This window comes from Agromyces sp. NPDC055658, from assembly GCF_053618155.1.
This window is the reverse complement of the sequence record NZ_JBSHHD010000004.1, coordinates 100,856-125,232: the sequence shown is the minus strand read 5'-3', so window position 1 is coordinate 125,232 and position 24,377 is coordinate 100,856. Positions and strand designations below refer to the sequence as shown.

The following is a 24,377-nucleotide window of genomic DNA, read 5'->3' as shown; positions in this document are numbered from 1 at the left end:
AGATGAAGGGAACCATCGCATGAACGCCCAACCGCTCGCCCCGCCGGCCGTGCCGCGAGCCGTCACGTCGCGCCCGGCGCGTCGTCGCGCCGGCGCCCTCGCGCTCGCCGCAGTGCTCGCCACCGGCCTGACCGTCGCCACGGCCCAGTCCGCGAACGCCGACGAGCCCGCCGTCGGCAGCTCGACGCTCGTCCCGATCCAGGTGACGGGCGACCCCTCCGAGCGGTTCTCGCTCGTGATCCTCGGCGACGGCTACACCGCCGACGAGCAGCCGCTCTTCCGCGAGCAGGTCGAGAAGCACCTCGAGACGATGTGGAGCATCGAACCGTACAAGAGCTACCGCAACTACTTCAACGTCTACGCGGTCGAGATCATCTCGGGCGAGTCCGGCATCAGCTGCGACTCGTCGCTCGACTCGCCCCGACGGAACACTCCGCTCAAGATGTCGTTCTGGGGCGGCTGCAACCCGAACAGCGTGCAGCGGCTGATCACGATGGACGGCGCGAAGGCCCGCGAGTACGCGAAGGCCGCGCCCAAGGTCGACCAGGTGCTCGCCCTCGCGAACAGCGACACCTACGGCGGCGCGGGCGGCAGCTATGCGACGGCGAGCGGCGGCAACTCGCTCTCGGCCCTCATCTCGCCGCACGAGATCGGGCACTCGCTCGGCGGCCTCGCCGACGAGTACGACTACTACACGCGCGGCATCACGACCGGCGACTACACGGGCGGCGAGCCCCGCTCGAAGCACCACACGATCATGACCGTCGAGGAGATGGCCGCGCAGCAGGCCAAGTGGTGGCGCTGGCTCGGCGAGCCGAGCGAGGCCGGCGGCATCATCGGCGCCTACGAGGGCGGCCAGTACTACTCGACCGGCATCTTCCGTCCGAGCCGCCACTCGATGATGAAGACCCTCGGATACCAGATGGACCAGGTCTCCCGCGAGATCATGACCGAGCGCATCTCGTCGAAGATCCCGCTCATCGCGGAAGCGCCCGACGAGGCGACGCCGGTCGCGGCCGACGAAGTGATCTCGATCGATGTCGCCCACCCCGTCTACCACGAGCTCGACGTCGCCTGGGCGATCAACGGCAAGGCGGTGCCGAACCCGCACAACACGACGCAGCTCGAGCTCGCGAAGACCAGGGCGAAGCCCGGCGACACGGTGACCGTCACCGTCGTCGACAACACGCCGTTCGTGCGCGACCCCGCGCTGCGCGACTCGGCGTCGATGACCCAGACGCGTTCGTGGACCGTGGGCACCGGCCGCGCAGCGGCGACCGACGTCGAGCCGGCGTTCACCGAGTCGACCCAGACCGAGCGCCCCGTCGGCTCCGACGACGTGCTCTACGTCGAGACCACGCATCGCCCCGACCGGGTGTTCGACGTGATCTGGACGGTCGACGGCGAGCGTCAGCCGAATCCGCACAACGCGCGCACCCTCGAGCTCGCAGACCTCGACCTCTCCGCCGGTACGCACACGGTCACCGCGTCCGTCGGCGACTCGAAGCGGGCCGCCGCGGCGACCGAGACCCGCGCCTGGACGGTCGACGCGACCGGTCCGACCGTCGAGGCGGTCGTCGGAACCCCGGTCGAGACCTCGACCGGCGCGAACGGCGAGCCGCACTACGTCGTCGACGAGTCGTTCACGATGAAGCTGACGGCGAGCGACGACCAGGCCGGCGCGCTCGTGACCGAGTTCCGCCTCGACGGAGACGGGTGGCACAACTACTACGGCTGGCCGACCGACGCGGATGCGCCGTTCCTGTTCACGCCGACCGGCACGAACGTCGACGACCTCATCTACGGCAACCTCGGCACGGGCGGCATGTCGCTCTCGCCGTTCCAGGCGCGCGAGCCGGGTTACGGCGAGCACCGCGTCGAGTACCGGTCGACGGATGCCGCGGGCAACATCGGTCCGGTCGAGGCGTTCACCGTCGAGGTGCGCCCCTGAACGGGCTGACGCGCCGCATCGGCGCATCCTCGTCCGGCTGATCGCGCAGGGGCACCCGGGGCCGAAGGGCCCCGGGTGCCCCTTCCGCGTGCGCCGGTGCGCCCCGCCGATTTGGCGAGGGCCGAGGCATCCGCTAATCTTGACGGAGCCGAAGACCGCTGGTTGTCGTGCGCGCTCGTGAAAGCGGGCGCATGCGACCGAAGTCTTGCGAAAGCAAGGGCCCGCGCAGGTGTGACGAAGACTTCCGAGTGATCGGCCGAGCTCCGCGCAACTGCGCCGGAGCTTTTTTCTTTCTCCCCATGCTTCCAGCGCTCCCAGGCCGTGCATCGCCTCCGCGATGCGCGTTGAGTACACAAGGAGTGGCCATGGCGAACAAGGAAGCCTCGGTTGCCGAACTCACGAACCTGTTCGAGAGCTCGACTGCCGTTCTGCTGACCGAATACCGCGGCCTGACGGTTGCACAGCTCAAGGAGCTGCGCAACAGCATCCGTCAGGACGCGAACTACGCCGTGGTGAAGAACACGCTGACCAAGATCGCCGCCAACAACGCGGGGATCACGACGCTGGACGACGACCTCAACGGTCCGTCCGCCGTCGCCTTCGTGCACGGCGACTTCGTCGCCACTGCCAAGGCCGTGCGTGACTTCGCCAAGGCGAACCCGCATCTCGTGATCAAGAGCGGCGTCTTCGAGGGCAAGACCCTCAGCGCCGACGAGGTCAACAAGTACGCCTCGCTCGAGAGCCGTGAGGTTCTGCTTGCGAAGGCTGCGGGAATGATGAAGGCGACGATGGGCAAGGCTGCCGCCACCATCGACGCGCTTCGCGAAAAGCTGGAGACCGCCGAGGCCGCGTAAGCGCCCGACGATCTCGTTCTACAAACCCCACCCATTAGGAGAAACATCATGGCGAAGCTCACCACCGAAGAGCTGCTCGAGCAGTTCGCTGGTCTCACGCTTGTCGAGCTCAGCGAGTTCGTGAAGGCGTTCGAGGAGAAGTTCGAAGTCACCGCGGCCGCCCCGGTCGCCGTCGCCGGCGCTGCCGGTGGCGCCGGTGCCGCTGAGGCCGAGGAGGAGAAGGACTCGTTCGACGTCATCCTCGAGGCTGCCGGCGACAAGAAGATCCAGGTCATCAAGACCGTCCGCGAGCTCACCTCGCTCGGTCTCGGCGAGGCCAAGGCCGTCGTCGACGGTGCTCCCAAGGCCGTGCTCGAGGGCGCGAACAAGGAGACCGCCGAGAAGGCGAAGGCTGCCCTCGAGGAAGCCGGCGCAACCGTCACCCTCAAGTAATCAGGGCGCCCGCTTCGGGCGCGCTGCTTGAGGTGACCGCGTCACCTGAACACACGGATGCCCCGTGGTCGATCATCGACCACGGGGCATCCGTCGTTCTCGGGCCCAATCGGGGGAGCAACGCATTCGACAATTGCTTAGCCTAGCTATATAGTTGGGCTATGCATTCTTCCACCGACACGTCGAGCCTGACCGCGCTCATCGGCGATCTCGTCTCGGTGAACCACCGCCTCACCCGCCTCGCCGCCGCGTCGACGGCGTCCGCCGAGTCACCCGCCGTCTGGCGCACCATCGCGGTGCTGCGCGACCTCGGCCCCATGCGCCTCGGCGAACTCGCCCGCGTCAGCCGGGTCAGCCAGCCGACCATGACGAAGCTCGTGCACACCCTCGACGACCGGGGGTGGATCCGCCGTATCGCCGACGCGAACGACGCTCGCGCGTGGCTCATCTCGGCCGACCCGTCGGGCCTCGAGGCGCTCGACGCGTGGCGCGACGAGCTCGTCGGCGCGATGGCCCCCTACTTCGACGACCTCTCGATCGACGAGCGCGAGACGCTCGCCCGAGCGGTCGCCGTCATCCGTACCCGCATCGAGCGCGCGGACGACACCGCGCGGAATGGAGCAGCGACCGCGTGACCAGCCACGCCAGCCACGAGACATCCGCATCGATCCTGAAGCAGCCGAAGGCCGTCTGGGCCGTCGCGTTCGCGTGCGTGATCGCGTTCATGGGCATCGGCCTCGTCGACCCGATCCTGCCCGCGATCGCCGAGAGCCTCAAGGCGACCCCGACCGAGACCGAGATGCTCTTCACGAGCTACCTGCTCATCACGGGGCTCGCGATGCTCGGCACGAGCTGGCTGTCGAGCCGCATCGGCGCGAAGAAGACGCTGCTCATCGGGCTCGGCCTCATCATCGTGTTCGCCGCGGCGGCCGGCCTCTCGCAGAACGTCGAGGAGGTCATCGGGTTCCGCGCCGGGTGGGGACTCGGCAACGCACTGTTCATCTCGACGGCGCTCGCGACGATCGTCGGCGCCGCAGCGGGCGGCACCGGCTCGGCGATCATCCTCTACGAGGCGGCGCTCGGTCTCGGCATCGCGATCGGCCCGCTGCTCGGCGGACTGCTCGGGCACGTCAGCTGGCGGGGCCCGTTCTTCGGCACCGCCGCGCTGATGGCGGTCGGCTTCATCGCGATCGTCGCGTTCCTGAAGGACGACGCGGGTGCCACCGCCGGGCCCGAGCCCACCAGGCTGTCGGCGCCCATCCGGGCGCTGCGCCAGCCCGCACTGGCCGTGCTCGCCGCCGCCGCGCTGTTCTACAACATCGGCTTCTTCGTGCTGCTCGCGTACTCGCCGTTCCCGCTCGGCTTCGACGCGCTCGGCCTCGGCTTCACGTTCTTCGGCTGGGGCCTCGCGCTCGCGATCACCTCGGTCTTCGTGGCGCCCCTGCTCACGGCGAGGATGCCGCGCACCCGCGTGCTCTGGATCGCGTTGCCGCTGCTCTCGCTCGACCTCGTCGCGGCGGGCCTGTTCATCTCCGACCCCGCGGCGCTCGTCGTCTGCATCGTCGTCGGCGGTCTCGTGCTCGGCGTGCTCAACACCGTGCTCACCGAGTGCGTCATGGAGGCGACCGACCTGCAGCGCTCGGTCGCGTCGAGCGCCTACTCGGCGGTGCGGTTCCTGGGCGGTGCGGTCGCCCCGCCCGCGGCGGCCGAGCTCGCCCACCTCATCTCGCCCGACGCGCCGTACTACGCGGCGGCGATCTCGGTCGGCGTCGCGCTCGTGATCGTCGTCGCCGGGCACCGCGCGCTGCGCCGGGTCGACCGGGTCGAGTCCGAACCCGAGTCATCCCTCGTCGAGGCCGAGGCGATCTCGGTCGGCGACGCGGCGTGAACCGCGCCACGACCCGATCCCGTCCGTGACGAGGCGCGGAGAGCCGGCCGGTGTCAGCGCCCCGGGGCGGTCGTGCTCGCGCGCACGACGAGGCGCGTCGGCAGCGGGGCACCCGAATCGGGCAGCGGGTCGGCGTGCTCGCCCTCGCCGAGCAGCCGCAGCACGACGTCGACGGCCAGCCGGCCCTGGTCGCCCGGCGACTGCGAGATCGTCGTGAGACCGAACATCTCGCCGTACTCGTGGCCGTCGACGCCGATCACCGAGAGGTCGCGGGGCACCGAGAGGCCGAGCCGCTCGGCGGCGCGGATCACCCCGAACGCCATCTCGTCGGAGGCGGCGAACACCGCCGTCGCGCGCGGCCCGGGCCTGCCGAGCAGCTGCAGCGCGGCCGTGTAACCCCCCGGCATGGTCATCTCGCCTTCGAGGAGCGTCGCCGCGGCGCCCGACGCGGCGCCCGCCGCGGCGCTCCCGGCGACCGCATCGCCGAGCCCGGCCGCCGCGATGGCGTCGAGATAGCCCAGCCGACGCTGGCCGTGCACGCTCCACGGCGCTGCGGCCGCGCCCGCGCCGGCGAGATGCGCGACGCGGGTGTGGCCGAGGTGCAGCAGGTGCTCGGTCGCGAGCGCGCCGACCGCCCGGTCGTCGATCGAGAGCCTGGCGCCGCCCGGCTCGCCGCCGCCGAGGCGCACGAGCGGCTTGCCCCGCTGCTCGAGCCCTTCCGCCTCGCGACTCGTGAGGTCGACGCCGACGGCGATGACCGCGTCGACGCGCTTGCGCGCGAGGAAGAACTCGAACACGCGGTCGCGCACCGGCCCCGTGTCGCCGACGTTGTAGAGCGTGAGGTCGTAGCCGGCGGCCAGGAGCGCCCGCTCGATGCCCTCGAGCACCTCGCCGAAGAACCAGCGGTTGACGAACGGGATGACGACGCCGACGTTCTTCGTGCGGCCGGTGACGAGGCTCGCCGCATCGGGCGAGGCGATGTAGCCGATCTCGGCTGCAGCCGCCTCGACCCGCCGGCGCGTGGCGACCGCGACGTGACCGCGGCCCGAGAGTGCTCGCGACGCGGTCGCCTTCGACACTCCGGCCAGGCGGGCGACATCGCCGATCGCCGCCATCAGCAACCCCCTCCGTCGGGCAGTCCCGGTGCCGAGCATACTGCGGGCCGACCCGTGATTGGAACCGATTGCGGATGCCTCGGCGCCCGCCCCGAGGCATCCGTCCCGATGCGCAGGGGAGCGCTCTCTCGCAATGTTCGTAGGCCGTGCGATCGGTGCCGGATCGTGACCGGCCGCCCCCTTGTGGGAGCCGCTCGCCCTGCCATAGCGTGGAATCTGGAACCGGTTCCGGCTCCGCCCTGCACCACACTCAACGAGGAGAAGACATGAGATTCACACGGCATCGCCGTTTGATGGCCCCCGTCGTGGTGGCCGCGGCGGTCGGCCTCACGCTCACGGCCTGCACGGGCGACATCGCGAACGACGACTCCGCCACGGGCGACTGCGGCCCGTACGAGACCTACGGCACCTTCGACGACGGCACCGAGGTCAACGTCTACGGCACGATCCTCGACGCCGAGGCCGACCTCCTGAACGAATCGTGGGTCGACTTCGAGAACTGCACCGGCATCGACATCGTCTACGAGGGCTCCGACCAGTACGAAGAACAGCTGAACGTGCGCATCGAGGGCGGCAACCCGCCCGACCTCGGCATCACGCCGCAGCCGGGCCTCATCGCCCGTCTCGCCCAGCAGGGCGACCTGCTGCCGGCGCCGAAGGCGGTGGCCGACAACGTCGCCGAGTACTGGTCCGAAGACTGGGCCGCCTACGGCACCGTCGACGACACGCTCTACGGTGCGCCACTGATGGCGAACATCAAGGGCTGGGTCTGGTACTCGCCGTCGATGTTCGAGGAGAACGGCTGGGAGGTGCCGACGACGCTCGACGAGCTGGCGACGCTGACCGACGACATCCGCGAATCGGGCGCGGTCGACAAGCCCTGGTGCGTCGGCTTCGCCTCGGGCGTCGCAACCGGATGGCCCGGCACCGACTGGGTGGAGGACTTCGTGCTCCGCCAGCAGGGCGCCGACGTGTACGACGAGTGGGTCGCGCACGACATCCCGTTCAACGACCCGAAGATCGCCGAGGCGTTCGACTCGGTCGGCGACTACATCCGCGCCGACGACAACGTCAACGGCGGGCTCGGCGACGTGCGCTCGATCGCGACGACCGACTTCGGTGATGCGGGCCTGCCGATCCTCGACGGCGCGTGCGCGCTGCACCACCAGGCCTCGTTCTACGAGGGCTTCTGGCCCGAGGGCACGACGGTCGCAGAGGACGGCGACGTCTGGGCGTTCATGCTGCCGGGCACCGAGGCCGGGGCCAACGCGGTCACGGGCGGCGGTGAGATCGTCGCCGCGTTCGCCGACAGCGACGAGGTCGTGGCCACGCAGACGTACCTGTCGAGCCCCGAGTGGGCGAACTCGCGCGTCAGCCTCGGCGGCGTCATCAGCGCCAACACCGGGCTCGACCCCGAGAACGCCGGCAGCGAACTGCTGAAGGCGTCGGTCGCCCTGCTGCAGGACCCGAACACGACGTTCCGTTTCGACGGTTCCGACGTGATGCCCGCCGCGGTGGGCTCGGGCACGTTCTGGACGGGGATGGTCGACTGGATCGGCGGCAAGAGCACGGCAGACACGCTCGACTTCATCGAGGCGAGCTGGCCGCAGGAGTGATGGATGCCTCGGGGCCGCGCCGCGCGCGGCCCCGAGGCTTCCCGTTCCCCACCCCTGCCGCGCCGTGCGCCGGCCCGTCTGTATCCCCTGCGATCGGAGGCCATCGACGTGACCACCGCCGACCTCATCGGCAAGATCTTCCAGATCCTGCTCGGGCTCGCGATCTTCGCGGCCGTGATCGGGTTGATCCTGTTCCTCATCGACCGCGCGCCGAAGCGCGGCCGAGAGTGGTACCAGCTCGTGCTGTTCCTCGCGCCCGCCTGCATCCTGCTGGCGGTGGGGCTGCTCTACCCGGCGGTGCGCACCGCCTTCACCTCGTTCACCAACCGGGCGGGCGAGTTCGTCGGAATCGACAACTACGTCTGGATGTTCACCCAGCCCGAGGCGCTGCTGACGCTCGGCAACACCATCCTCTGGGTCGTGCTCGTGCCGACGATCTCGACCGGCATCGGGCTCGCGTACGCGGTGTTCATCGACCGCTCGCGCGGTGAACGCATCTACAAGTCGCTCGTCTTCATGCCCGTCGCGATCTCGTTCGTCGGGGCCGGCATCATCTGGAAGTTCATCTACGAGTACCGCCCGGCGAGCCGCCCCCAGATCGGCCTGCTCAACCAGATCGTGGTCTGGTTCGGCGGCGAGCCCGTGCTCTGGCTGCAGGAGCCGTTCATCAACACCCTGCTGCTCATCGTCGTGATGATCTGGGTGCAGGTCGGGTTCGCCGTCGTCGTGCTCTCCGCGTCGATCAAGGGCATCCCGTCCGAGCAGCTCGAGGCCGCCGAGCTCGACGGCGCGACGAACTGGCAGCGGTTCCGCAACGTGACGCTGCCCGGCATCCGAGGCGGTCTGGTCGTCGTCGTCACGACGATCACGATCGCGACGCTCAAGGTGTTCGACATCGTGCGCGTCATGACCGGCGGCAACTTCAACACGAGCGTGATCGCCAACGAGATGTACACGCAGGCCTTCCGAGCCGCCGAGGCGGGGCGCGGCGCCGCGCTCGCGCTCGTGCTGTTCCTGCTCGTCGTGCCGATCGTGGTCTACAACATCCGCGTGCTCCGCAAGCAGAGGGAGATCCGATGAGCCAGGCCACCGGCTCGACCGACAAGGCGATCGTGAAAGAGCTCGACGCGGCCGCGCGTCGCGGCTACAACCTCGACGGCACCAAGGCGATGAGGGTCAAACGGCGCCTGACCTCGCGCCCGGCGACGGTCTTCGCGCTGCTCATCGCCGTGTTGTGGACGCTCCCGACCTTCGGGCTGCTCATCTCCTCGTTCCGGCCGGCCGAGCTCATCAACACCACCGGTTGGTGGACGGTCTTCCAGAACTGGGGCTGGACCCTCGACAACTACAGCGAGGTGCTGCTCTCGGCGTCGTCCAGCGCACCGCAGCTCGGGTCGTACTTCGTGAACTCCCTCGCGATCACCATCCCCGTCGTCGTGTTCTGCACGGTGCTCGCGGCCATGGCGGCCTACGCGCTCGCGTGGATCAAGTTCCCCTTCGTCGACTGGGTGTTCATCGGCATCTTCGCGCTGCAGATCGTGCCGCTGCAGATGGCGCTCATCCCGCTGCTGCAGATCTTCACCTCGACCCTCAAGCCGGCGCAGGAATGGGTCCACGGCCTCGTGCCGATCATCCCCGACGAGACGTACGTGCAGGTCTGGATCGCCCACGTGATCTTCGGCCTGCCGCTCGCGATCTTCCTGCTGCACAACTTCATCTCCGAGATTCCGCGTGAGCTCATGGAGGCGGCGCGCGTCGACGGGGCGACGCACGGGCAGATCTTCATGCGCATCGTCGTGCCGCTCTCGGTGCCGATCCTCGCCTCGTTCGCGATCTTCGAGTTCCTCTGGGTGTGGAACGACCTGCTCGTCGCCCTCGTGTTCTCGGGCGGCACCGCCGACGTCGCGCCGCTCACGCAGCGCCTCGCAGAACTCGCGGGCCAGCGCGGACAGACGTGGCAGCGGCTGACCGCGGCCGCGTTCATCTCGCTCATCGTCCCGTTGATCGTCTTCTTCAGCCTGCAGCGGTACTTCGTTCGCGGCCTGCTCGCCGGCTCGACGAAGGGCTGACCGGCGCGCAGTACCCGATGCGCCCGGGGCGAACGCCCGCGGGCTCGTCGGCGCGCCGCCGTAGGGTGAACCCATGAGCATGCACGGCGGGGGAGGCGGCGGCGCGCAGGTCGGCCGCTACGGCAAGGCGCGCACGCGCATCGCCTCGGCCGACGAGGCGGCCCAGCGGGCCGAGAACGCCGACGCTCCGAAGATCCCGCACCTCCTGCGCCGCATCTCCGAACTGTTCGCCCCGCACAAGGCGGCCCTCGTGACGACGGTCGTACTCGTGCTCATCGGCGCCGCGCTCAGCGTCATCCCGCCGCTGCTCACCCAGCGGGCCTTCGACGACGGCCTCTTCCCGACGGGCGCCGGCGGCGAGGCATCCCCGCCGAACCTGCCCGTGCTGACGACCCTCGTGCTCGCCATGATCGCGGTCTTCGTCGTCGCCGCCCTGCTCGGCGTCTGGCAGACCTGGCTCACCTCGACCATCGGCAACAAGGTCATGGGCGCGCTGCGGGTGCGGCTGTTCAGCCACCTGCAGGCGATGGAGCTGAGCTTCTTCACCCGCACGAAGACGGGCATCATCCAGTCGCGCCTGCAGAACGACGTCGGCGGCGTCGCCGGCGTGCTGACGAACACGGTGTCGAGCGTGCTCGGCAACACGGTCACCGTGATCAGCGCGTTCGTCGCGATGCTGCTGCTCAACTGGCAGCTCACGGTGGTCGCCCTCGTGCTCATGCCCTTCATGGTCATCGCGCAGCGGCGGGTCGGCCAGGTGCGGGCGCGGCTGGCCGGGCGGACGCAGGAGTCGCTGTCGGAGATGACGGCGATCACGCAGGAGACGCTCTCGGTCTCGGGCATCCTGCTGTCGAAGAGCTTCAGCCGCCAGCAGAGCGAGATCGAGCGGTACTCCGACGAGAACCGCAACCAGATCGGCCTGCAGGTCAGGCAGCAGATGACCGGCCAGTGGTTCTTCGCGATGGTGAACATCTTCATGTCGTCGATCCCCGCGATCGTCTACCTCGTCTCGGGCTGGCTCATCGCGGGCGGCAACACCGACGTCACCGCGGGCACGATCGTCGCCTTCACGACGGTGCAGGCTCGCCTCCTGTTCCCGCTCATGGGGCTCATGCGCGTCGCGCTCGACCTGCAGACCTCGAGCGCACTGTTCGCCCGCATCTTCGAGTACCTCGACCTGCGACCGGCGATCACCGACGCGCCCGATGCGCGCGACGTGCCGACCGACGGGGCGCTCGGCCGGGTCGAGTTCGACGACGTCTCGTTCCACTACCCCGATGCCGTGCGCACGGAGGGCGACGAGCCCCGTCCCACGCTCGACGGAGTGAGCTTCACGATCGAGCCGGGCCAGTTCGCGGCGTTCGTCGGGCCGAGCGGCGCCGGCAAGACGACGGTGTCGTACCTCGTGCCACGGCTCTACGAGGCGACGAGCGGTGCGGTGCGGTTCGCGGGCGTCGACGTGCGCGACCTCCGCCGCGACTCCCTGATGTTGCACATCGGCATCGTCAGCCAGGAGACCTACCTCTTCCACGCCTCCATCGCCGACAACCTGCGGTACGCGAACCCCGATGCCTCGGACGCCGAGCTCGAGGCCGCGGCCCGGGCCGCCAACATCCACGAGACGATCGCCTCCTTCCCTGAGGGGTACGACACCGTCGTCGGCGAGCGGGGGTACCGGCTCTCGGGCGGCGAGAAGCAGCGCATCGCCATCGCGCGGGTGCTGCTGAAGGACCCGGCGGTGCTCGTGCTCGACGAGGCGACGAGCGCGCTCGACCCGATCTCCGAGCGGGTCGTGCAGCAGGCGCTCGACGATGCCGCGCGCGGCCGCACGACGATCGCGATCGCGCACCGGCTCTCGACCGTGGTCGCCGCCGACGTCATCTTCGTCGTCGTCGCGGGCCGCGTCGTCGAGCGCGGGACGCACGCCGAGCTCGTCGAGGCGGGCGGCGTCTACGCATCGCTCTACCGGCAGCAGGAGGAGCGGCCGGTGCAGGTCGGCGAGGCCGCCGACTGACCTCACCGCCTCTCGACCGTCGGTCGACCCGCGCAGTAGCGTGGTCGCACGACGCCGAGGGGGAGATCATGGACGATCGGGCGGAGCAGAATTCGGGCACTGGAGGGCGCCAGCCGACCGGGGCCGAGAGCACGGGCATGGATGCCGCGGCGAGCACCGCGACGGGGTCGGCGACCGCGACCTCTCCGACCGCACGGGCCCTGAACCGCAGGGTCGTCGCACTCGCGGCGTCGGGAGCCGTCGGCGGGTTCCTCTTCGGATTCGACTCGTCGGTCGTCAACGGCGCGGTGGACGCGATCGAGCAGCAGTTCGGGCTCTCGGCGGCGGCGACCGGCTTCGCGATCGCGAGCGCGCTGCTCGGCTGCGCGCTCGGGTCGGAGCTCGCCGGTCGGCTCGCCGACCGGTTCGGCCGTATCCCCGTGATGCTGCTCGGGGCGGCGCTGTTCTTCATCTCGTCGATCGGCTCGGGCTTCGCGTTCTCGGGCTGGGACCTCACGATCTGGCGGATCATCGGCGGTGTCGGCATCGGCATCGCCTCGGTCGTGGCGCCCGCCTACATCGCCGAGATCTCGCCGCGCAAGGTGCGCGGGCGGCTCGCCTCCCTGCAGCAGCTCGCGATCGTCTTCGGCATCTTCGCGGCGCTGCTGTCGGACGCGCTCTTCGCGACCGCCGCGGGCGGAGCGAGCGAGCCGTTCTGGTTCGGGCTCGAGGCGTGGCGCTGGATGTTCCTCGCGTGCATCGTGCCGTCGGTCGTCTACGGACTGCTCGCGCTGCGATTGCCCGAGTCGCCCCGGTTCCTGGTGAAGCAGGGCAAGGAGGAGGTCGCGCGCGGCGTGCTCGCGCAGATCCAGCCCGCCGATGAGATCGACCGGTCGGTTCGCGAGATCCACGACTCGATCGCGAACGACAAGCTCTCGACCCGCAAGGGCGCGCTCCGCGGCCCAGTGCTCGGGCTCCGGCCGATCGTGTGGATCGGCATCCTGCTGTCGGTGTTCCAGCAGTTCGTCGGCATCAACGTGATCTTCTACTACTCGACGACGCTGTGGAGCGCCGTCGGCTTCGACGAGTCGAACTCGCTGCTGATCAGCGTGCTCACCTCGGTGACGAACATCGCCGTCACGTTCGTGGCGATCGCGCTCGTCGACCGGGTGGGGCGGCGGCCGCTGCTGCTCGTCGGCTCGGTCGGCATGACGGTCGCGCTCGCAGTCATGGCCGTCGCGTTCGGCAACGCCGTGACGGTCGACGGGGCGTTGTCGCTGCCGGGCGGGTGGGGTCCGACGGCGCTCGTCGCGGCGAACGTGTTCGTCGTCGCCTTCGGGTTCTCGTGGGGTCCGCTCGTGTGGGTGCTGCTCGGCGAGATCTTCCCGAACAGCATCCGGGCGCGCGCCCTCGGGCTGGCCGCGGCCGCGCAGTGGATCGCGAACTTCCTCGTGACGGTCACGTTCCCCGTGCTGAGCGACTACTCGCTCGTGTTCACCTACGGCATGTACGCGACGTTCGCCGCGCTCTCGTTCTTCTTCGTGCTCGCGAAGGTGCCCGAGACGAACGGCATGTCGCTCGAGCAGTCCGAGACCCTGTTCCCGCCGAAGGGTTCGGCGAAGCGCCGCGCGACGCGAGCGGGTTGAGGGTCAGGAGCGGTCGGCGAGCATCTGCTGCATGAGTTCGATCTCGCTCGTCTGGCTCGTGACGATCGAGCGCGCGAGTGCGGTCGCCGCCTCGTTCGACGATCGCTCGAGCAGCGCGTCGGCCATCTCGACGGCGCCCTGATGGTGCGCGATCATGAGTTCGAGGAACCGCCGCTCCGCCGCCGCGCCGGACAGCGTACGGAGTTCGGCCACCTGCTCGCTCGTCGCGAGGCCGGGCATCGGCGCGCCCGGCTCGTGGTCCGCCCCGGCCGAGTGCCCGTCGTGCACGCCGCCGGGCGCGGCACGCGTCATCCACGTCATCGACGGCTCGTCGCCCGCCTGCGGGAGGCCCCACGCGCTCAGCCAGCCGTACATCTGGCCGGCCTGCTGCGCCTGCGTCGTCGCCATGTCGTACGCGAGCAGGCGCACCTCGTCGTCGTCGGTCGCGTCGCGAACGATCATCGCGAGCTCGACGCCCTGCTGGTGGTGCACCTGCATGTCGCGCGCGAAGCCGGCTTCGGCGCTCGTGCCGGTCGGCGTCGGGTCGCCGAGGGCCGAGAGCCGCCCGATCGAGAACGCGGCGATCGCGACCACCACGACGGCGACGGATGCCGCGACCACCGCCGCGATCCGGCTGCCGCGTCGCTCGCCGTCGAGCCCGGCACGGTCGGCCGAGGGAAAGGCGTCGGCCGACGCGACCGAGCCGGCGGGAGCGTCGGCCGGCGCGCTCACGACAGCTTGCCGGGCGCGTCGTAGGCGCCCGAGCAGGGAGCGCCCGGTTCGGGGGCCGCCGAGCTCTGCCAGTACTGCTCGATGAACTGCGCGATGCGCGGGTCGGCGGCGTCGTCGATCTGCAGCTGCGCGTTCCAGGCGCTGAGCACGATGGGGGAGGGCAGGCCGTCGTACGGCGACAGCACGACGTACGACGTCGGAAGTTCGGCGGTGAGCTTGCCGAGCTCGTCGGCCGGCAGGTCGGGGTCGACCGTCACCCACACGGCGCCGTGCTCGAGCGAGTGCACGGCGTTCTCGTTCGGCACCGGCTCGCCGTACACGCCGCAGTTGAGCCACACCGCGTTGTGGTCGCCGCCCGCCGGCGGCGTCTCGGCGTAGTCGACCTCGCCCTCGACGTGCCCGCCGCCCTGGTACGAGAAGGTCTGCACGCCTTCGATCGCGCCCGTGCCGGAGCCGCCCTCACCGCCCGCCGCGGGCGACGTGTCCTTCGGGGCGACCACGATCGCGGTGATGAGCAGCGCGACCGCGGCGACGCCGACGGCGACGCCCGCCCAGGTGAGGATGCGGCGGTTGCGCTTCGAGCGCGCCTCGCGCTTCTTGAACTCCTCGAGCTGCCGTTGCCGCTCGGCCGCGCGCTGCTGCTTCGCGCTCTGCTGCTGTGCCTGCTGCTTCGCCTTCGGGGGAACGGGCGGGGTCGCGCTCACGCGGGGCCTCTCTCGATGGGGTCGTCGGGGGCGGTGCCGTGCGCCGGCGCCGATACCAATACGAATGCATGCGGCTGGGAGAACGCCGCATCGTCGCGGCGACACGCCGGACCCGCGGTTCCTACCGCTCGAACGCGGCCGACCCTCCGAGTCCGCGGTCCGCCCGGGCATCCGCCGCGCGATGGAGGGTCCCACGGGTGGGGAGGAGGCCGAGCAGGAGCATCACCAGGCCGAGCTCGAACGAACCGACCGCGAAATACAGGAGCTGCAACGGGCTGAACGGGATGAACATCATCTGCACGAAGATCCAGATGAGCGTCGCGTAGCCTGCGGCGGCCGACAGCACGAGCGCCGAGCCGCTGCGCCGCAGCACGGCGACGAATGCGGCGACGTGAACGCCGCCCAGGACGACGGCGAGGATCAGACCGGGGACGAGATAGCTGCCGAAGGGCGAGCCGGCGAGGTACTCGGCGGGTGGGCTCAACAACGTCATGAGCTCGGTGGAGAGCGAACCGATCGCGAGGGCGACGCCGCCCGCGACCGCGGTCACGGCGACGAACACCTGCGTCCACACCAGAGCGAGACGGATCCGAGGGTGGTCTTCCATGAGCCCAGCGTGCGGCGGCCCGACCGGCGACCGCGGGGACCTTGGTCCCGCGGGATCAGCCGCGCGACCGGCGGAGACGACGGCGGGGGGACGCCGGCACCACGCGCTCCTGCGAGAGCTCGCGCAGTTCCTCGATCAGCGCGAGCTGGGTGCGGTTGAGGGCCATGAGCTCCTCGATCTCGGTCTTCGCGGCGAGATTGGTCTCGTAGTCGTGCTGGGCGAGCGCGGCCGCCACGGCGTCCTGCCGTTTCGCGGCGATGAGCAGGATCGCGCCCTGCAGGCCGGCGAGCATGCTGAGGAAGAGGTTGAGCAGGATGTAGGGGTACGGATCCCAGGCCGCTGCCGTGATGTTGAGCAGCGCCCACACCCCCATGAACGCCAGGAAGCCGGCGACGAACGGCCAGCTTCCCATGCCGTTGCGGAGGAGGTCGGCCGACCGCTGCCCGCGCGACAGCCCTCGGGCGTTCTCTTCGTGCCAGTTCGTGAGCGGGCGTTCGGCCCGAGCGGGGCCGCCACCCTCGATGTCGTCCATGAGCCGAATCAAAGCACGCCGCACCGCCCGCGGCGAGGAACGGTCCCTGATCCGATGTGACTTTCGACCCGCCGTCGCTCGCGGCGACGCGCGAAGCTGTGGCACATGTTCACCAGGATCATCGTCGGCTGGAACGGGGCGCCCGAGGCCGAAGCGGCATTGGACTGGGCGCTGCGTCGTGGAGACCGGCTTCCGATCGTGCTCCTCCACGTGCTCGAAGACCCCGACTCGCGATTCAACGAGGAGCGCGTCGAAGCGGTCCTCGCCCGCCATGGCTCCCGCGAGCGCTGGAACGTCGAGACGCGGGTCGTCGAAGGGGCGCCCGAGCAGGTGCTCGCCGAACAGGTGCGACCCGGGTCGCTCGTCGTCGTCGGAGCGCCTGCGCACAAGCGCGGATCGCGCTGGAGCCTCGCCGCCCGGCTGGCGGGCCGTCATGGGGGAGGGACGGTGGCGGTCGTGCCGCCCGGACCGCCGCCCGAGGACGGGCGACCGGTCGTGATCGGCATCGACGGGTCGGCGGCGGCGCTCGCCGCGGTCGAGGTCGCCGCCGATGAGGCCCGTCTGCGCGGAGCGCCCCTCGAGATCGTCCATGCCTGGCACCCGCCGTCGACGTGGACGCCGGTCTTCGGCGAGGTCACCGACGACCTCGAGGTCTTCGAGTCGATGCATCGGCGTGCGCTCGACGAGGCGGTCGGGCGCGCCCGAGAACTCGGTGCGGAGTGCACCGGTCGCCTGCACCGCGCCGATGCGGCGCAGCTGCTCGACGAACTCGGGGCTTCTGCATCGGCCGTCGTCGTCGCGAGCCACGGCTATGGACGCATCCGGCGCTTCTTCCTCGGGTCCGTGAGCGTGATGCTGCTGCTGGACCCGCCGTGCCCGGTCCTCGTCGTGACGGAGGTCGTTCCGTCGGCGGAGTCGGAGCCGACTGCCGCAACGGAGCACGACGCATGACGGTGCGCTCACGTGATGCATGCATCACGTGAGCGCGTGGCGCAGACGTCATTCGGGGAGCACGACGAGCACGGGGATCGTGGCTCGGAGCAGGAGCTCGTGACTGACCGACCCCAGGAGGAAGCGGGCCACCGAAGATCCGCTGTGGCTGCCCACGACGAGCAGTGATGCGCGCTCGGCCGCCTCGAGCAGTTCGTCGGTGGGACGTCCGTGCACGAGCCGGCCATGCGGCTGTGCGCCCGAGGCGATGCTCGCATCGATCGCGGCCGCGAGCGTGTCGCGATGCATCTGCTCGTACTCGCCGAACTCGCCGGCGAACTGCTTCAGGTCCGCCTCCCACATCGCCGGTGCAGTCCACGCGTGCAGGAGCGTCAACGGCTCGCCGGTCATCGCCGCGAGGTCGGCGGCGACGCGGACGACCGCGTCGCCGAGCGCGGAGCCGTCGATGCCGACGACCACGCCGAGCTCGCCGCCGCCCGGCCGACCTCCGGGCGGGATGACGGCGACGCCGCCGCCGCCGTGCGACCCCGCGAGTCGGACGCCGGCCGACCAGCGCCCGGGCCGATCGGAGTCGCGGCCGACCACGACGAGGGTTCCTCGTCGCAGGAACGATCGCAGCACGTCGACGACCGGTCCGGTCTCGGTCGACGTCACGACGTGCAGGCCCGGGTGGGCCTCGCGCACGCGTTCCGCCTCGTCGATCAGCCGGACTCTCGCCCCCGCGCGCTCCGAGGTGGCGCTCAGGTACTCGCTGCCCCGCTCGCGGTCGCGTTCGACGTGGACGAGGACGAGCTGGGCCTCGCCGGCTCGGGCGGCCGCCCAGTCGACCGCCGCCGCCGAGGCGGGGGAGCCGTCGGCACCGACCACGATTCGTTCGAACATGTCGTTCTTCCTTCCGCTCAGCCGGCGTCGGTCCGGCGATCACGATCCGCCTCGGCCGCCGCGCGACCGAGGGTGCCGCCCCACGCTCGGGCGCGGTCGAGTTCGCCCGGCAGCAGCGCGTTGTCGACGGACACGATGAAGCACTCGCCGTCGTGCAGCGGGGGAACGCCCAAGCGCCGCATGCGCCGCTCGATCCCGACCGCACCGTCGCCGGCCAGGATCCGCGGGAGATCGGCGCGCGTGGCGAACGCGGCCCAGTGCCGCGGCGGTGCGTCCAGCGCCTTGATCCATTCGCGGACGCCCGGCCCGGTCGCACCGGGCTCGAGTGCGAGACCGCGTTCGGGATCTGCCGCCCACTCGGCGGCTTCCGCGCGCGATCTCGGCCCGGGGATGGAGTGCGCATGGGTCGGCACCCCGATCACGACCAGATCCGCGTCGTCCGCCTCGCCGGCGCCCGTCGACACGGGCACGGCGTCGGCGTCGCCGAAGGCCCGCAGCCCGTCGGCGATGGCCTCTCCGACGCGACGGGTGACGCCGAACATCGATTCATACAGGACCAGGGATCGCATGGGGTCTCCGTTCATCGTGGTGCGCTGAGAAAGTCGATCGCTCGCGCCGTTCGTCGGTGTGCGGGAACGGGACGACGAGGGCAGGGCCGCGGAGGTTCATGAGCAGGTCGGAGACGGCGCGTCCGAGCGGCCGGTACCCGTGCTGGCCCGGTGCGGTCGGCCGCCCGACCACCGTGAGCACCGCCTGGCCGGACATGACCGCGAGGGCTTCCCCGGCCGATGTGCTCGACCGTCGCCGGGACACTCCCGCCGACGGTGCGAGCGTCTCGGCGAGCCGCGTCGCGTGGTCGAGCGCCTGCTCGCCGAGGGCCACGCGGTCGGTGAAGGAGCGCACGAGCACCAACGGCTCGCCCGACCGATTCGACTCGGCGACCGCCGCTCGAACGACCACGTCTTCGTCGATGCCGCCGCCGACGCCCATGACGATGCCGCTCCGGGACTCGCCGGACGGTGCGGGCACGATGGCGACCGGCACCGGTGAGATCGCGGCGAGCTGCAGTGAGCGGGATCCGAGCGCCATTCCGTGGAAGACACCGACCTTGTGCGTGCCGACGACGACGACGTCGGCGTCGCGAGCGGCATCGGCGAGGGTGAGGATGGGCGGCCCGACGGAGAATCCGGCCCGCACGGGGACCGCGCCGGCGGGGCCGCGTGCGAACGCCAGCTCGCGCTGGACCAGGGCCTCGGCGCCCGCACGCAGCTCATCGCGCGCAGGAGCCCCGACGACGCCCCATTCGTCGTCGACGACGAAGCGCAACTCCACCTCGCGGCCGTCCGCGCGGGCGCGTTCGACGGCCCAGCTCACGGCCGCCCGGCTCGCGATCGAGCCGTCGACTCCGACCAGTACCGGCTTCACCCGCTCCGCCCCTTCCTCGGCCCCGCACATCCGGGACCGGCCCTCTCAGGTTCGCGGACGGGAGTCGTACGCGGCCGGGCCATTGGTCCCGTCGCGCGGTGTCCGTCGTCGGGCCCGAGTGGTAACCTGCCGCCATCCGTACGGAGGAGCCATGTCGGACCGGTCGTCGTTGCCCTTCGCCGACCGGCCGCGGTCGGAGTTGGATCGCGCCATGCGCGAGTTGGCCGAGCGGGCCGATGCCATGGTCCACACCCAGGGCCGTCTCCAAGCGCTGCTCCGTGCCACGCAGGTCGTCGTCGAACATGCCGAGCTCCCGGTGGTGCTCGAGCGCATCGCCCAGTCGGCCGTCGAGCTGGTCGACGCGGAGTACGGCGCGCTCGGCGTGATCGCCGCCGACGGCGACGGGCTCGAGGCGTTCATCCATGTCGGGATCTCGGACGACGCGGCGGCGGCCATCGGGCACCTCCCCGAAGGCCGGGGCGTGCTCGGGGCCCTGATCGACGACCCGCGCCCGATCCGCCTGCAGCACATCTCCGATCACCCGCGGTCGGTCGGGTTCCCGGCGGGGCATCCGAGCATGGACGCCTTCCTCGGTGTGCCGATCCGCGTGCGAGCGGAGGTGTACGGCAACCTCTATCTCTCGAACCCGCGGCGCGGACTCTTCACCGAGGAGGACGAGCAGCTCGTGACCGCGCTCGCAGCCACAGCGGGCTTCGTCATCGCGAATGCCCGCCTGCTCGAGGAGACCCGCCAGCGGCAGCGGTGGATGGCCGCGTCGGCGCACATCACTGCTGCACTCCTCGAGTCCGTCGACGGGTCGGCGCCGGCGATGCTCGCCGACGAGCTCATCACGCGCACCACGGCGAACCGCGTCTGCGTCATCCTGCCCGATGGAGACGAGCCGCCGACGGTTCGGGTCGCGGAGGCACGGGGCGACGGCGCAGCGGAGGTCACCGGGCGGGTCGTCCCCGCCGCGACCACCGGCGCCGGCGAGGTGTTCGAACGCGGCGAGCCGGCGGTCCGACCGGGCGGCCGGCACGTTCCCGCCCCCGACGCGCTCGCCATCCTCGACGGCTCGAGCGCGGGCGCCGTCATGTTCCTGCCGCTCCGCAGCGATTCCGGCACCTGGGGCGTGCTCGCGGTCGCGAGGCATCCGAGCCGCCCGGCGTTCAGCGCCGCGGAACTCGACATCGCCGCCGACCTCGTCGACCGGGTCGCCCTCGCGCTCGAACTCGCCAGGGCTCGCGAGCGGCAGCAGCGCGCCCTCCTCGTCGAGGACCGTTCGCGGATCGCGCGCGACCTGCACGACCACGTGATCCAGCAGCTGTTCGGCACCGGGCTCGAGCTCCAGTCGATCGCCGAGACCATCAACGACGCCCGTCTCTCCGAGCGCATCCGCAAGGCGGTGGCGACGCTGGACGAGGACATCATGCAGATCCGGACGATCGTCTTCGCGATGACCCCGCGGCCCGGGCAGGACGAGTCGCTGCGGCACCGAGTCCTCGACATCGCCTCCGAGTGCTCGCCCGGGCTGTCGCAGCCGATCACCGTGAGTTTCGACGGGCCGGTCGACCTGACGGTCGACGGGGCGCTCGCCGACGACGTCACCGCCACGGTGCGCGAGCTGCTCACGAACGCGGTCAGGCACGCGTCCGCCCATCGCGTGAGCGTCGCCGTCGCGGCCGACGACCTCGGGGTCGGCGTGAAAGTGGAGGACGACGGGGTGGGCCTGCCGGAAGGCGGGCGTCGAAGCGGCATCGAGAACATCGCGGCCCGGGCGAGGGCACGCGGGGGCACATTCGCGATCGATTCGATCGCCGGACGGACGACGGCCGCCTGGCGGGCGCCCTTCGAACGGGAGGCCCCATGACCCGGGTGTTCCTCGTCGACGACCACGAGATCGTCCGCCGAGGGGTGGCGCAGCTGCTCGAGCGCGAGCACGACCTCGAAGTGGTGGGCGAAGCGCCGAGCGCGGACCGGGCGCTCGTGCGGATCGCCGCGCTCTTGCCCGACGTCGCAGTCCTCGACGTGCGCCTCCAGGACGACGACGGGATCGCGCTCTGCCGCGAGATCCGGTCGAGGCATCCCGAGGTCCAGTGCCTCATGCTGACGGCGTACGACGACGACGCCGCGGCGGCGGCGGCCGTGATGGCCGGTGCCTCGGGCTACGTGCTGAAGACGATCGCCGGCTCCGGCCTCGTCGATGCCGTCCGGGCGGTCGCCGCCGGCAGGTCGCTCATCCACCCGACCGTCGCCGCCCGGCTGCGCCCTCCCGTCGAAGCCGACGACCGGAACGACCCCCGATTCGGCTCGCTCAACCTCCGCGAGCGCCAGGTCCTGGGCCTCATCGCCGAGGGCCTCACCAACCGGCAGATCGGCGACCGGCTGTCGCTCGCCGAGAAGACGGTGAAGAACTACGTCTCGGGGCTGCTGCGCAAGCTCGGCTTCGAGCGACGCACCCAGGCCGCCGTCTACCAGCTCGCGCGCGGCGAGACGACGCACCGCGTCGAGTGAACGGCCACGGCGCCCCCGTTACGGTGAACCGGTCGGCGCACGGATCAGAGCCCGACGAGCTCGCCGTGCTCCGGCACACGGGCGGGCCACCCGAGTTCGCGCTCGATGCGCACTCGCAGTGCATCGGCCGCAGCCGGCTCGCCGTGGGTGACGTACACCTGCTCGGGGGCCGCCGGCCCCCGGCGCATCCACGCGATCACACCATCGGCGTCGGCGTGGGCCGACATCGTGTCGATGTTCACGACCTCGGCCCGGATCGGGACGTCCTCGCCGAAGATCCGCAGCGAGCGTTCGCCGGCGACGAGTGCGGCGCCGCGCGTGCCGCCGGCCTGGAAGCCGGTCAGCACGACGGCGTTGCGGGGGTCCGGGCCGTACGCGACGAGGTGGTGCAGGATCCGGCCGCCGGTCAGCATGCCGCTCGCCGAGATGATGACCATCGGGCCGCCGCGCAGGTTGAGCAGCTTCGAGTCGTCGACCTCGTGCACCGGCGTGGCGATCGCGTACATCCTCGCGAGTTCGTCGGGCGGCATCCGGTGCTCCTCTGCATGGCGCTGGTAGACCGCGCTGACGTCGACCGCCATCGGGCTGTTGAGGTAGATCGGCACGTCGGGGAGCTCGCCTCGATCGCGAAGGCGGGAGAGGTGCAGGAGGATGCTCTCCGTCCGTCCGACGGCGAAGGCCGGAATGAGCGTGACCCCGCCCCGGGCGCTCACCCGGCGGATGATCTCGCCGAGCGGCGCCTCGGGATCGATCGGCGCGTGTCGTCGGTTGCCGTACGTCGACTCGGTGACGAGCACCGCGGCGCCGGCGAACCGGCGCGGCGGTCGCATGAGCGGGTCGTCGTCGCGACCGAGGTCGCCGGTGAAATGGGTGATGCGACCTCCCACGGCGATCCGCACGGATGAGGCACCGAGAATGTGCCCGGCGGGTACGAGCGTCGCCGACAACCGATCGCCGAGGTCGATTTCCTCGTCGAAGCCCACCGGCCGGAGCCGGTCGAGGGCTCGCTCGACATCGGCGACGGTGTACAGGGGCCTCGGGTCGGTGTGCCTCGACCAGTGCCCGTGCGCGGCGTGTCGCGCCTCCTCCTCCAGCAGGTGGGCGCTGTCGCGCAGCATGATCTCGCTGAGGTCGGCAGTGCCCGAGGTCGCATGGACCCGGCCGGCGAACCCGTCGCGAACGAGCGCCGGCAAGTACCCGGTGTGGTCGAGGTGCGCATGGCTGAGGACGACGGCGTCGATCGACTCGGGCGGCACCGGGAACGGGGCGCGGTTGCGTTCGCGCAGCACCTTGTAGCCCTGGAAGAGCCCGCAGTCCACGAGGACGCGGGCCGCCCCGGTGTCGATGAGGTAGCGGGAGCCGGTGACGGTGTCGGCAGCACCGAGGAATCGCAGCGTCGCGTTCATGCCGACAGCCTCGTCGTGCCGGGCTTCGCCGCTTGGGCCATAGGTCACATCGTGCGCCGTCGCGTCACGGCACCAGCACGATCGATCCGGATGCCTCGCCGGCACGCAACGCGTCGACGGCGGCGTCGGCTCGCGCGAGGTCGTAGCGGGTGACGCTCGGCACGAGGTCGAGCGCTCCGCTCAGCCGGAGGAACGCGGCGCCGTCTGCGCGGGTGTTGGCGGTGACGGTGCGCAGGTCCCGCTCGCCGAACAGGTGCTCGCCGTAGCTCATGGCCGGAACGTCGGTCATGTGGATGCCCGCGAGCACGACGGTGCCGCCGGGCGCGGTCGCCCGCAGCGCGAGCGGGACGAGCTCGCCCGCGGGTGCGAAGACGATGGCCGAGTCGAGCGGTTGCGGCGGGGTCGCGGTGGCGTCGCCGACGAAGACGGCGCCCAGTCGGGTGGCGAGGGCGCGATTCTCGCGCCCTCGGCTCATGACGTGCAGTTCGGCGCCGCCGGCGAGTGCCAGCTTCGCCGTGAGGTGCGCGCTCGATCCGAACCCGTAGATCCCGAGCCTGCCTCCCGCCGGCAGGTTCGCGCGGGTCAGCGCACGGTAGCCGATGATGCCCGCGCAGAGCAGCGGCGCCGTGGTGACGGGGTCGGCACCCGCGGGGAGGGGGTACGCGAACGACTCGGGAACCGTGGCGGACTCGGCGAACCCGCCGTCGGCGTCCCAGCCGGTGTACTCGGAAGCCGGGCAGAGGTTCTCCCGCCCTTCGCGGCACCATCGGCAGGCGCCGCACGTGCGTCGCAGCCATGCGATGCCGACCCGGTCGCCTGGCCTGAGCCGGCGGACCGAGGCACCCGTGCCGGTCACGACACCCACGACCTGGTGTCCGGGGATCACGCCGGGGCGGTGCACCGGCAGTTCGCGGTCGATGACGTGCAGGTCCGTCCGGCAGACGCCGCATGCCTCGACCCGCACGACTACCTCGTCGTCGAGCGGCTCGGGCGCGGGTGCGTCCACGCGGACCAGCTCACCTGGAGCGCCCGTCCTCCATGCCAGCATGCGTGCTCCGAT

At 71.0% G+C, this 24,377-nt stretch carries 23 protein-coding genes; 13 read left to right on the top strand and 10 right to left on the bottom strand.

The window, feature by feature from the left end:
- The first annotated feature begins 19 nt into the window (after positions 1–19).
- From ACWGPE_RS03630 to ACWGPE_RS03610, 5 genes are all read left to right on the top strand, one after another.
- Positions 20–1,951: a M64 family metallopeptidase gene (locus tag ACWGPE_RS03630; RefSeq protein WP_452048168.1), complete on the top strand. Its 1,932-nt coding sequence runs from the start codon at positions 20–22 to the stop codon at positions 1,949–1,951.
- 365 nt (positions 1,952–2,316) lie between these two features.
- Positions 2,317–2,805 (top strand): 50S ribosomal protein L10, encoded by a 489-nt coding sequence (gene rplJ / locus ACWGPE_RS03625; RefSeq protein WP_231432066.1) that lies wholly within the window; start codon positions 2,317–2,319, stop codon positions 2,803–2,805.
- A gap of 48 nt (positions 2,806–2,853) precedes the next feature.
- Positions 2,854–3,237 (top strand): 50S ribosomal protein L7/L12, encoded by a 384-nt coding sequence (rplL, locus tag ACWGPE_RS03620; protein WP_231432065.1) that lies wholly within the window; start codon positions 2,854–2,856, stop codon positions 3,235–3,237.
- Positions 3,238–3,398: 161 nt separating this feature from the next.
- Positions 3,399–3,872, top strand: a complete 474-nt coding sequence (locus ACWGPE_RS03615) for a MarR family winged helix-turn-helix transcriptional regulator (RefSeq protein WP_231432064.1) — start codon at positions 3,399–3,401, stop codon at positions 3,870–3,872.
- Positions 3,869–5,125 carry an MFS transporter gene (locus tag ACWGPE_RS03610; protein WP_275506280.1) on the top strand — a complete coding sequence of 419 codons (1,257 nt, stop codon included), beginning with the start codon at positions 3,869–3,871 and terminating at the stop codon, positions 5,123–5,125. Before ACWGPE_RS03615 ends, ACWGPE_RS03610 begins: the two co-directional genes overlap by 4 nt.
- Before the next feature lie 53 nt (positions 5,126–5,178).
- On the opposite strand, the gene ACWGPE_RS03605 is transcribed toward ACWGPE_RS03610, so the two are convergent.
- Positions 5,179–6,240 carry a LacI family DNA-binding transcriptional regulator gene (locus tag ACWGPE_RS03605; protein ID WP_452048167.1) on the bottom strand — a complete coding sequence of 354 codons (1,062 nt, stop codon included), beginning with the start codon at positions 6,238–6,240 and terminating at the stop codon, positions 5,179–5,181.
- 266 nt (positions 6,241–6,506) lie between these two features.
- Between ACWGPE_RS03605 and ACWGPE_RS03600 the strand changes: the two genes are divergently transcribed.
- From ACWGPE_RS03600 to ACWGPE_RS03580, 5 genes are all read left to right on the top strand, one after another.
- Positions 6,507–7,856, top strand: coding sequence for an ABC transporter substrate-binding protein (locus ACWGPE_RS03600; RefSeq protein ID WP_231432061.1), 1,350 nt, complete (start codon positions 6,507–6,509; stop codon positions 7,854–7,856).
- Between the two features lie 108 nt (positions 7,857–7,964).
- Positions 7,965–8,936: a carbohydrate ABC transporter permease gene (locus ACWGPE_RS03595; RefSeq protein ID WP_231432060.1), complete on the top strand. Its 972-nt coding sequence runs from the start codon at positions 7,965–7,967 to the stop codon at positions 8,934–8,936.
- Between the two features lie 89 nt (positions 8,937–9,025).
- Positions 9,026–9,925, top strand: a complete 900-nt coding sequence (locus ACWGPE_RS03590) for a carbohydrate ABC transporter permease (RefSeq protein ID WP_231432394.1) — start codon at positions 9,026–9,028, stop codon at positions 9,923–9,925.
- Between the two features lie 73 nt (positions 9,926–9,998).
- A complete protein-coding gene (locus ACWGPE_RS03585) occupies positions 9,999–11,939 on the top strand; it encodes an ABC transporter ATP-binding protein (RefSeq protein WP_452048166.1) in 1,941 nt (646 codons plus the stop codon).
- A 137-nt stretch (positions 11,940–12,076) separates the two neighbouring features.
- Positions 12,077–13,564 (top strand): sugar porter family MFS transporter, encoded by a 1,488-nt coding sequence (locus ACWGPE_RS03580; RefSeq protein ID WP_231432392.1) that lies wholly within the window; start codon positions 12,077–12,079, stop codon positions 13,562–13,564.
- Between the two features lie 3 nt (positions 13,565–13,567).
- Here ACWGPE_RS03580 and ACWGPE_RS03575 read toward each other — a convergent pair whose 3' ends face one another.
- The 4 genes from ACWGPE_RS03575 to ACWGPE_RS03560 form a co-directional block, all read right to left on the bottom strand.
- Entirely contained in the window at positions 13,568–14,296 is a 729-nt protein-coding gene (locus tag ACWGPE_RS03575; RefSeq protein ID WP_376930940.1) for a DUF305 domain-containing protein, read from the bottom strand.
- Positions 14,293–15,000, bottom strand: a complete 708-nt coding sequence (locus tag ACWGPE_RS03570; RefSeq protein ID WP_452048165.1) for a DUF3105 domain-containing protein — start codon at positions 14,998–15,000, stop codon at positions 14,293–14,295. Before ACWGPE_RS03570 ends, ACWGPE_RS03575 begins: the two co-directional genes overlap by 4 nt.
- A gap of 121 nt (positions 15,001–15,121) precedes the next feature.
- Positions 15,122–15,607: a hypothetical protein gene (locus tag ACWGPE_RS03565; RefSeq protein ID WP_275506284.1), complete on the bottom strand. Its 486-nt coding sequence runs from the start codon at positions 15,605–15,607 to the stop codon at positions 15,122–15,124.
- A gap of 55 nt (positions 15,608–15,662) precedes the next feature.
- Positions 15,663–16,139 (bottom strand): DUF1003 domain-containing protein, encoded by a 477-nt coding sequence (locus ACWGPE_RS03560; RefSeq protein ID WP_231432056.1) that lies wholly within the window; start codon positions 16,137–16,139, stop codon positions 15,663–15,665.
- A gap of 105 nt (positions 16,140–16,244) precedes the next feature.
- Between ACWGPE_RS03560 and ACWGPE_RS03555 the strand changes: the two genes are divergently transcribed.
- Positions 16,245–17,090, top strand: coding sequence for a universal stress protein (locus ACWGPE_RS03555; protein ID WP_452048164.1), 846 nt, complete (start codon positions 16,245–16,247; stop codon positions 17,088–17,090).
- Between the two features lie 48 nt (positions 17,091–17,138).
- Here the strand turns inward: ACWGPE_RS03555 and ACWGPE_RS03550 are convergent, their stop codons facing one another.
- From ACWGPE_RS03550 to ACWGPE_RS03540, 3 genes are read right to left on the bottom strand one after another with little or no spacing between them, the layout of a single operon-like run.
- Positions 17,139–17,972 (bottom strand): universal stress protein, encoded by an 834-nt coding sequence (locus ACWGPE_RS03550; protein WP_231432054.1) that lies wholly within the window; start codon positions 17,970–17,972, stop codon positions 17,139–17,141.
- Positions 17,973–17,989: 17 nt separating this feature from the next.
- Positions 17,990–18,541 (bottom strand): flavodoxin family protein, encoded by a 552-nt coding sequence (locus tag ACWGPE_RS03545; protein WP_231432053.1) that lies wholly within the window; start codon positions 18,539–18,541, stop codon positions 17,990–17,992.
- On the bottom strand, positions 18,519–19,397 hold the full coding sequence (locus tag ACWGPE_RS03540; protein WP_231432052.1) for a universal stress protein: 879 nt from the start codon (positions 19,395–19,397) through the stop codon (positions 18,519–18,521). The genes ACWGPE_RS03545 and ACWGPE_RS03540 overlap by 23 nt, the downstream gene beginning before the upstream one ends.
- A gap of 211 nt (positions 19,398–19,608) precedes the next feature.
- On the opposite strand from ACWGPE_RS03540, the gene ACWGPE_RS03535 reads away from it, so the two are divergent.
- Positions 19,609–21,267 (top strand): sensor histidine kinase, encoded by a 1,659-nt coding sequence (locus ACWGPE_RS03535; protein ID WP_452048163.1) that lies wholly within the window; start codon positions 19,609–19,611, stop codon positions 21,265–21,267.
- Positions 21,264–21,911 (top strand): response regulator, encoded by a 648-nt coding sequence (locus tag ACWGPE_RS03530; RefSeq protein WP_231432050.1) that lies wholly within the window; start codon positions 21,264–21,266, stop codon positions 21,909–21,911. Before ACWGPE_RS03535 ends, ACWGPE_RS03530 begins: the two co-directional genes overlap by 4 nt.
- 44 nt (positions 21,912–21,955) lie before the next feature.
- Here ACWGPE_RS03530 and ACWGPE_RS03525 read toward each other — a convergent pair whose 3' ends face one another.
- Together ACWGPE_RS03525 and ACWGPE_RS03520 are read right to left on the bottom strand one after the other, a co-directional pair.
- A complete protein-coding gene (locus ACWGPE_RS03525; protein ID WP_231432049.1) occupies positions 21,956–23,317 on the bottom strand; it encodes an MBL fold metallo-hydrolase RNA specificity domain-containing protein in 1,362 nt (453 codons plus the stop codon).
- Positions 23,318–23,381: 64 nt separating this feature from the next.
- Positions 23,382–24,365, bottom strand: coding sequence for a zinc-binding alcohol dehydrogenase family protein (locus ACWGPE_RS03520; RefSeq protein WP_255680016.1), 984 nt, complete (start codon positions 24,363–24,365; stop codon positions 23,382–23,384).
- Positions 24,366–24,377: the final 12 nt, after the last annotated feature.

Coding starts and splice junctions, on each gene's coding strand:
- ACWGPE_RS03630 (WP_452048168.1), top strand. CDS start 20: ATGAACGCCCAACCGCTCGCCCCGCCGGCCGTGCCGCGAGCCGTCACG.
- rplJ (WP_231432066.1), top strand. CDS start 2,317: ATGGCGAACAAGGAAGCCTCGGTTGCCGAACTCACGAACCTGTTCGAG.
- rplL (WP_231432065.1), top strand. CDS start 2,854: ATGGCGAAGCTCACCACCGAAGAGCTGCTCGAGCAGTTCGCTGGTCTC.
- ACWGPE_RS03615 (WP_231432064.1), top strand. CDS start 3,399: ATGCATTCTTCCACCGACACGTCGAGCCTGACCGCGCTCATCGGCGAT.
- ACWGPE_RS03605 (WP_452048167.1), bottom strand. CDS start 6,240: ATGGCGGCGATCGGCGATGTCGCCCGCCTGGCCGGAGTGTCGAAGGCG.
- ACWGPE_RS03600 (WP_231432061.1), top strand. CDS start 6,507: ATGAGATTCACACGGCATCGCCGTTTGATGGCCCCCGTCGTGGTGGCC.
- ACWGPE_RS03590 (WP_231432394.1), top strand. CDS start 9,026: ATGAGGGTCAAACGGCGCCTGACCTCGCGCCCGGCGACGGTCTTCGCG.
- ACWGPE_RS03585 (WP_452048166.1), top strand. CDS start 9,999: ATGAGCATGCACGGCGGGGGAGGCGGCGGCGCGCAGGTCGGCCGCTAC.
- ACWGPE_RS03580 (WP_231432392.1), top strand. CDS start 12,077: ATGGATGCCGCGGCGAGCACCGCGACGGGGTCGGCGACCGCGACCTCT.
- ACWGPE_RS03565 (WP_275506284.1), bottom strand. CDS start 15,607: ATGGAAGACCACCCTCGGATCCGTCTCGCTCTGGTGTGGACGCAGGTG.
- ACWGPE_RS03560 (WP_231432056.1), bottom strand. CDS start 16,139: ATGGACGACATCGAGGGTGGCGGCCCCGCTCGGGCCGAACGCCCGCTC.
- ACWGPE_RS03555 (WP_452048164.1), top strand. CDS start 16,245: ATGTTCACCAGGATCATCGTCGGCTGGAACGGGGCGCCCGAGGCCGAA.
- ACWGPE_RS03550 (WP_231432054.1), bottom strand. CDS start 17,972: ATGTTCGAACGAATCGTGGTCGGTGCCGACGGCTCCCCCGCCTCGGCG.
- ACWGPE_RS03545 (WP_231432053.1), bottom strand. CDS start 18,541: ATGCGATCCCTGGTCCTGTATGAATCGATGTTCGGCGTCACCCGTCGC.
- ACWGPE_RS03535 (WP_452048163.1), top strand. CDS start 19,609: ATGCGCGAGTTGGCCGAGCGGGCCGATGCCATGGTCCACACCCAGGGC.
- ACWGPE_RS03530 (WP_231432050.1), top strand. CDS start 21,264: ATGACCCGGGTGTTCCTCGTCGACGACCACGAGATCGTCCGCCGAGGG.
- ACWGPE_RS03525 (WP_231432049.1), bottom strand. CDS start 23,317: ATGAACGCGACGCTGCGATTCCTCGGTGCTGCCGACACCGTCACCGGC.
- ACWGPE_RS03520 (WP_255680016.1), bottom strand. CDS start 24,365: ATGCTGGCATGGAGGACGGGCGCTCCAGGTGAGCTGGTCCGCGTGGAC.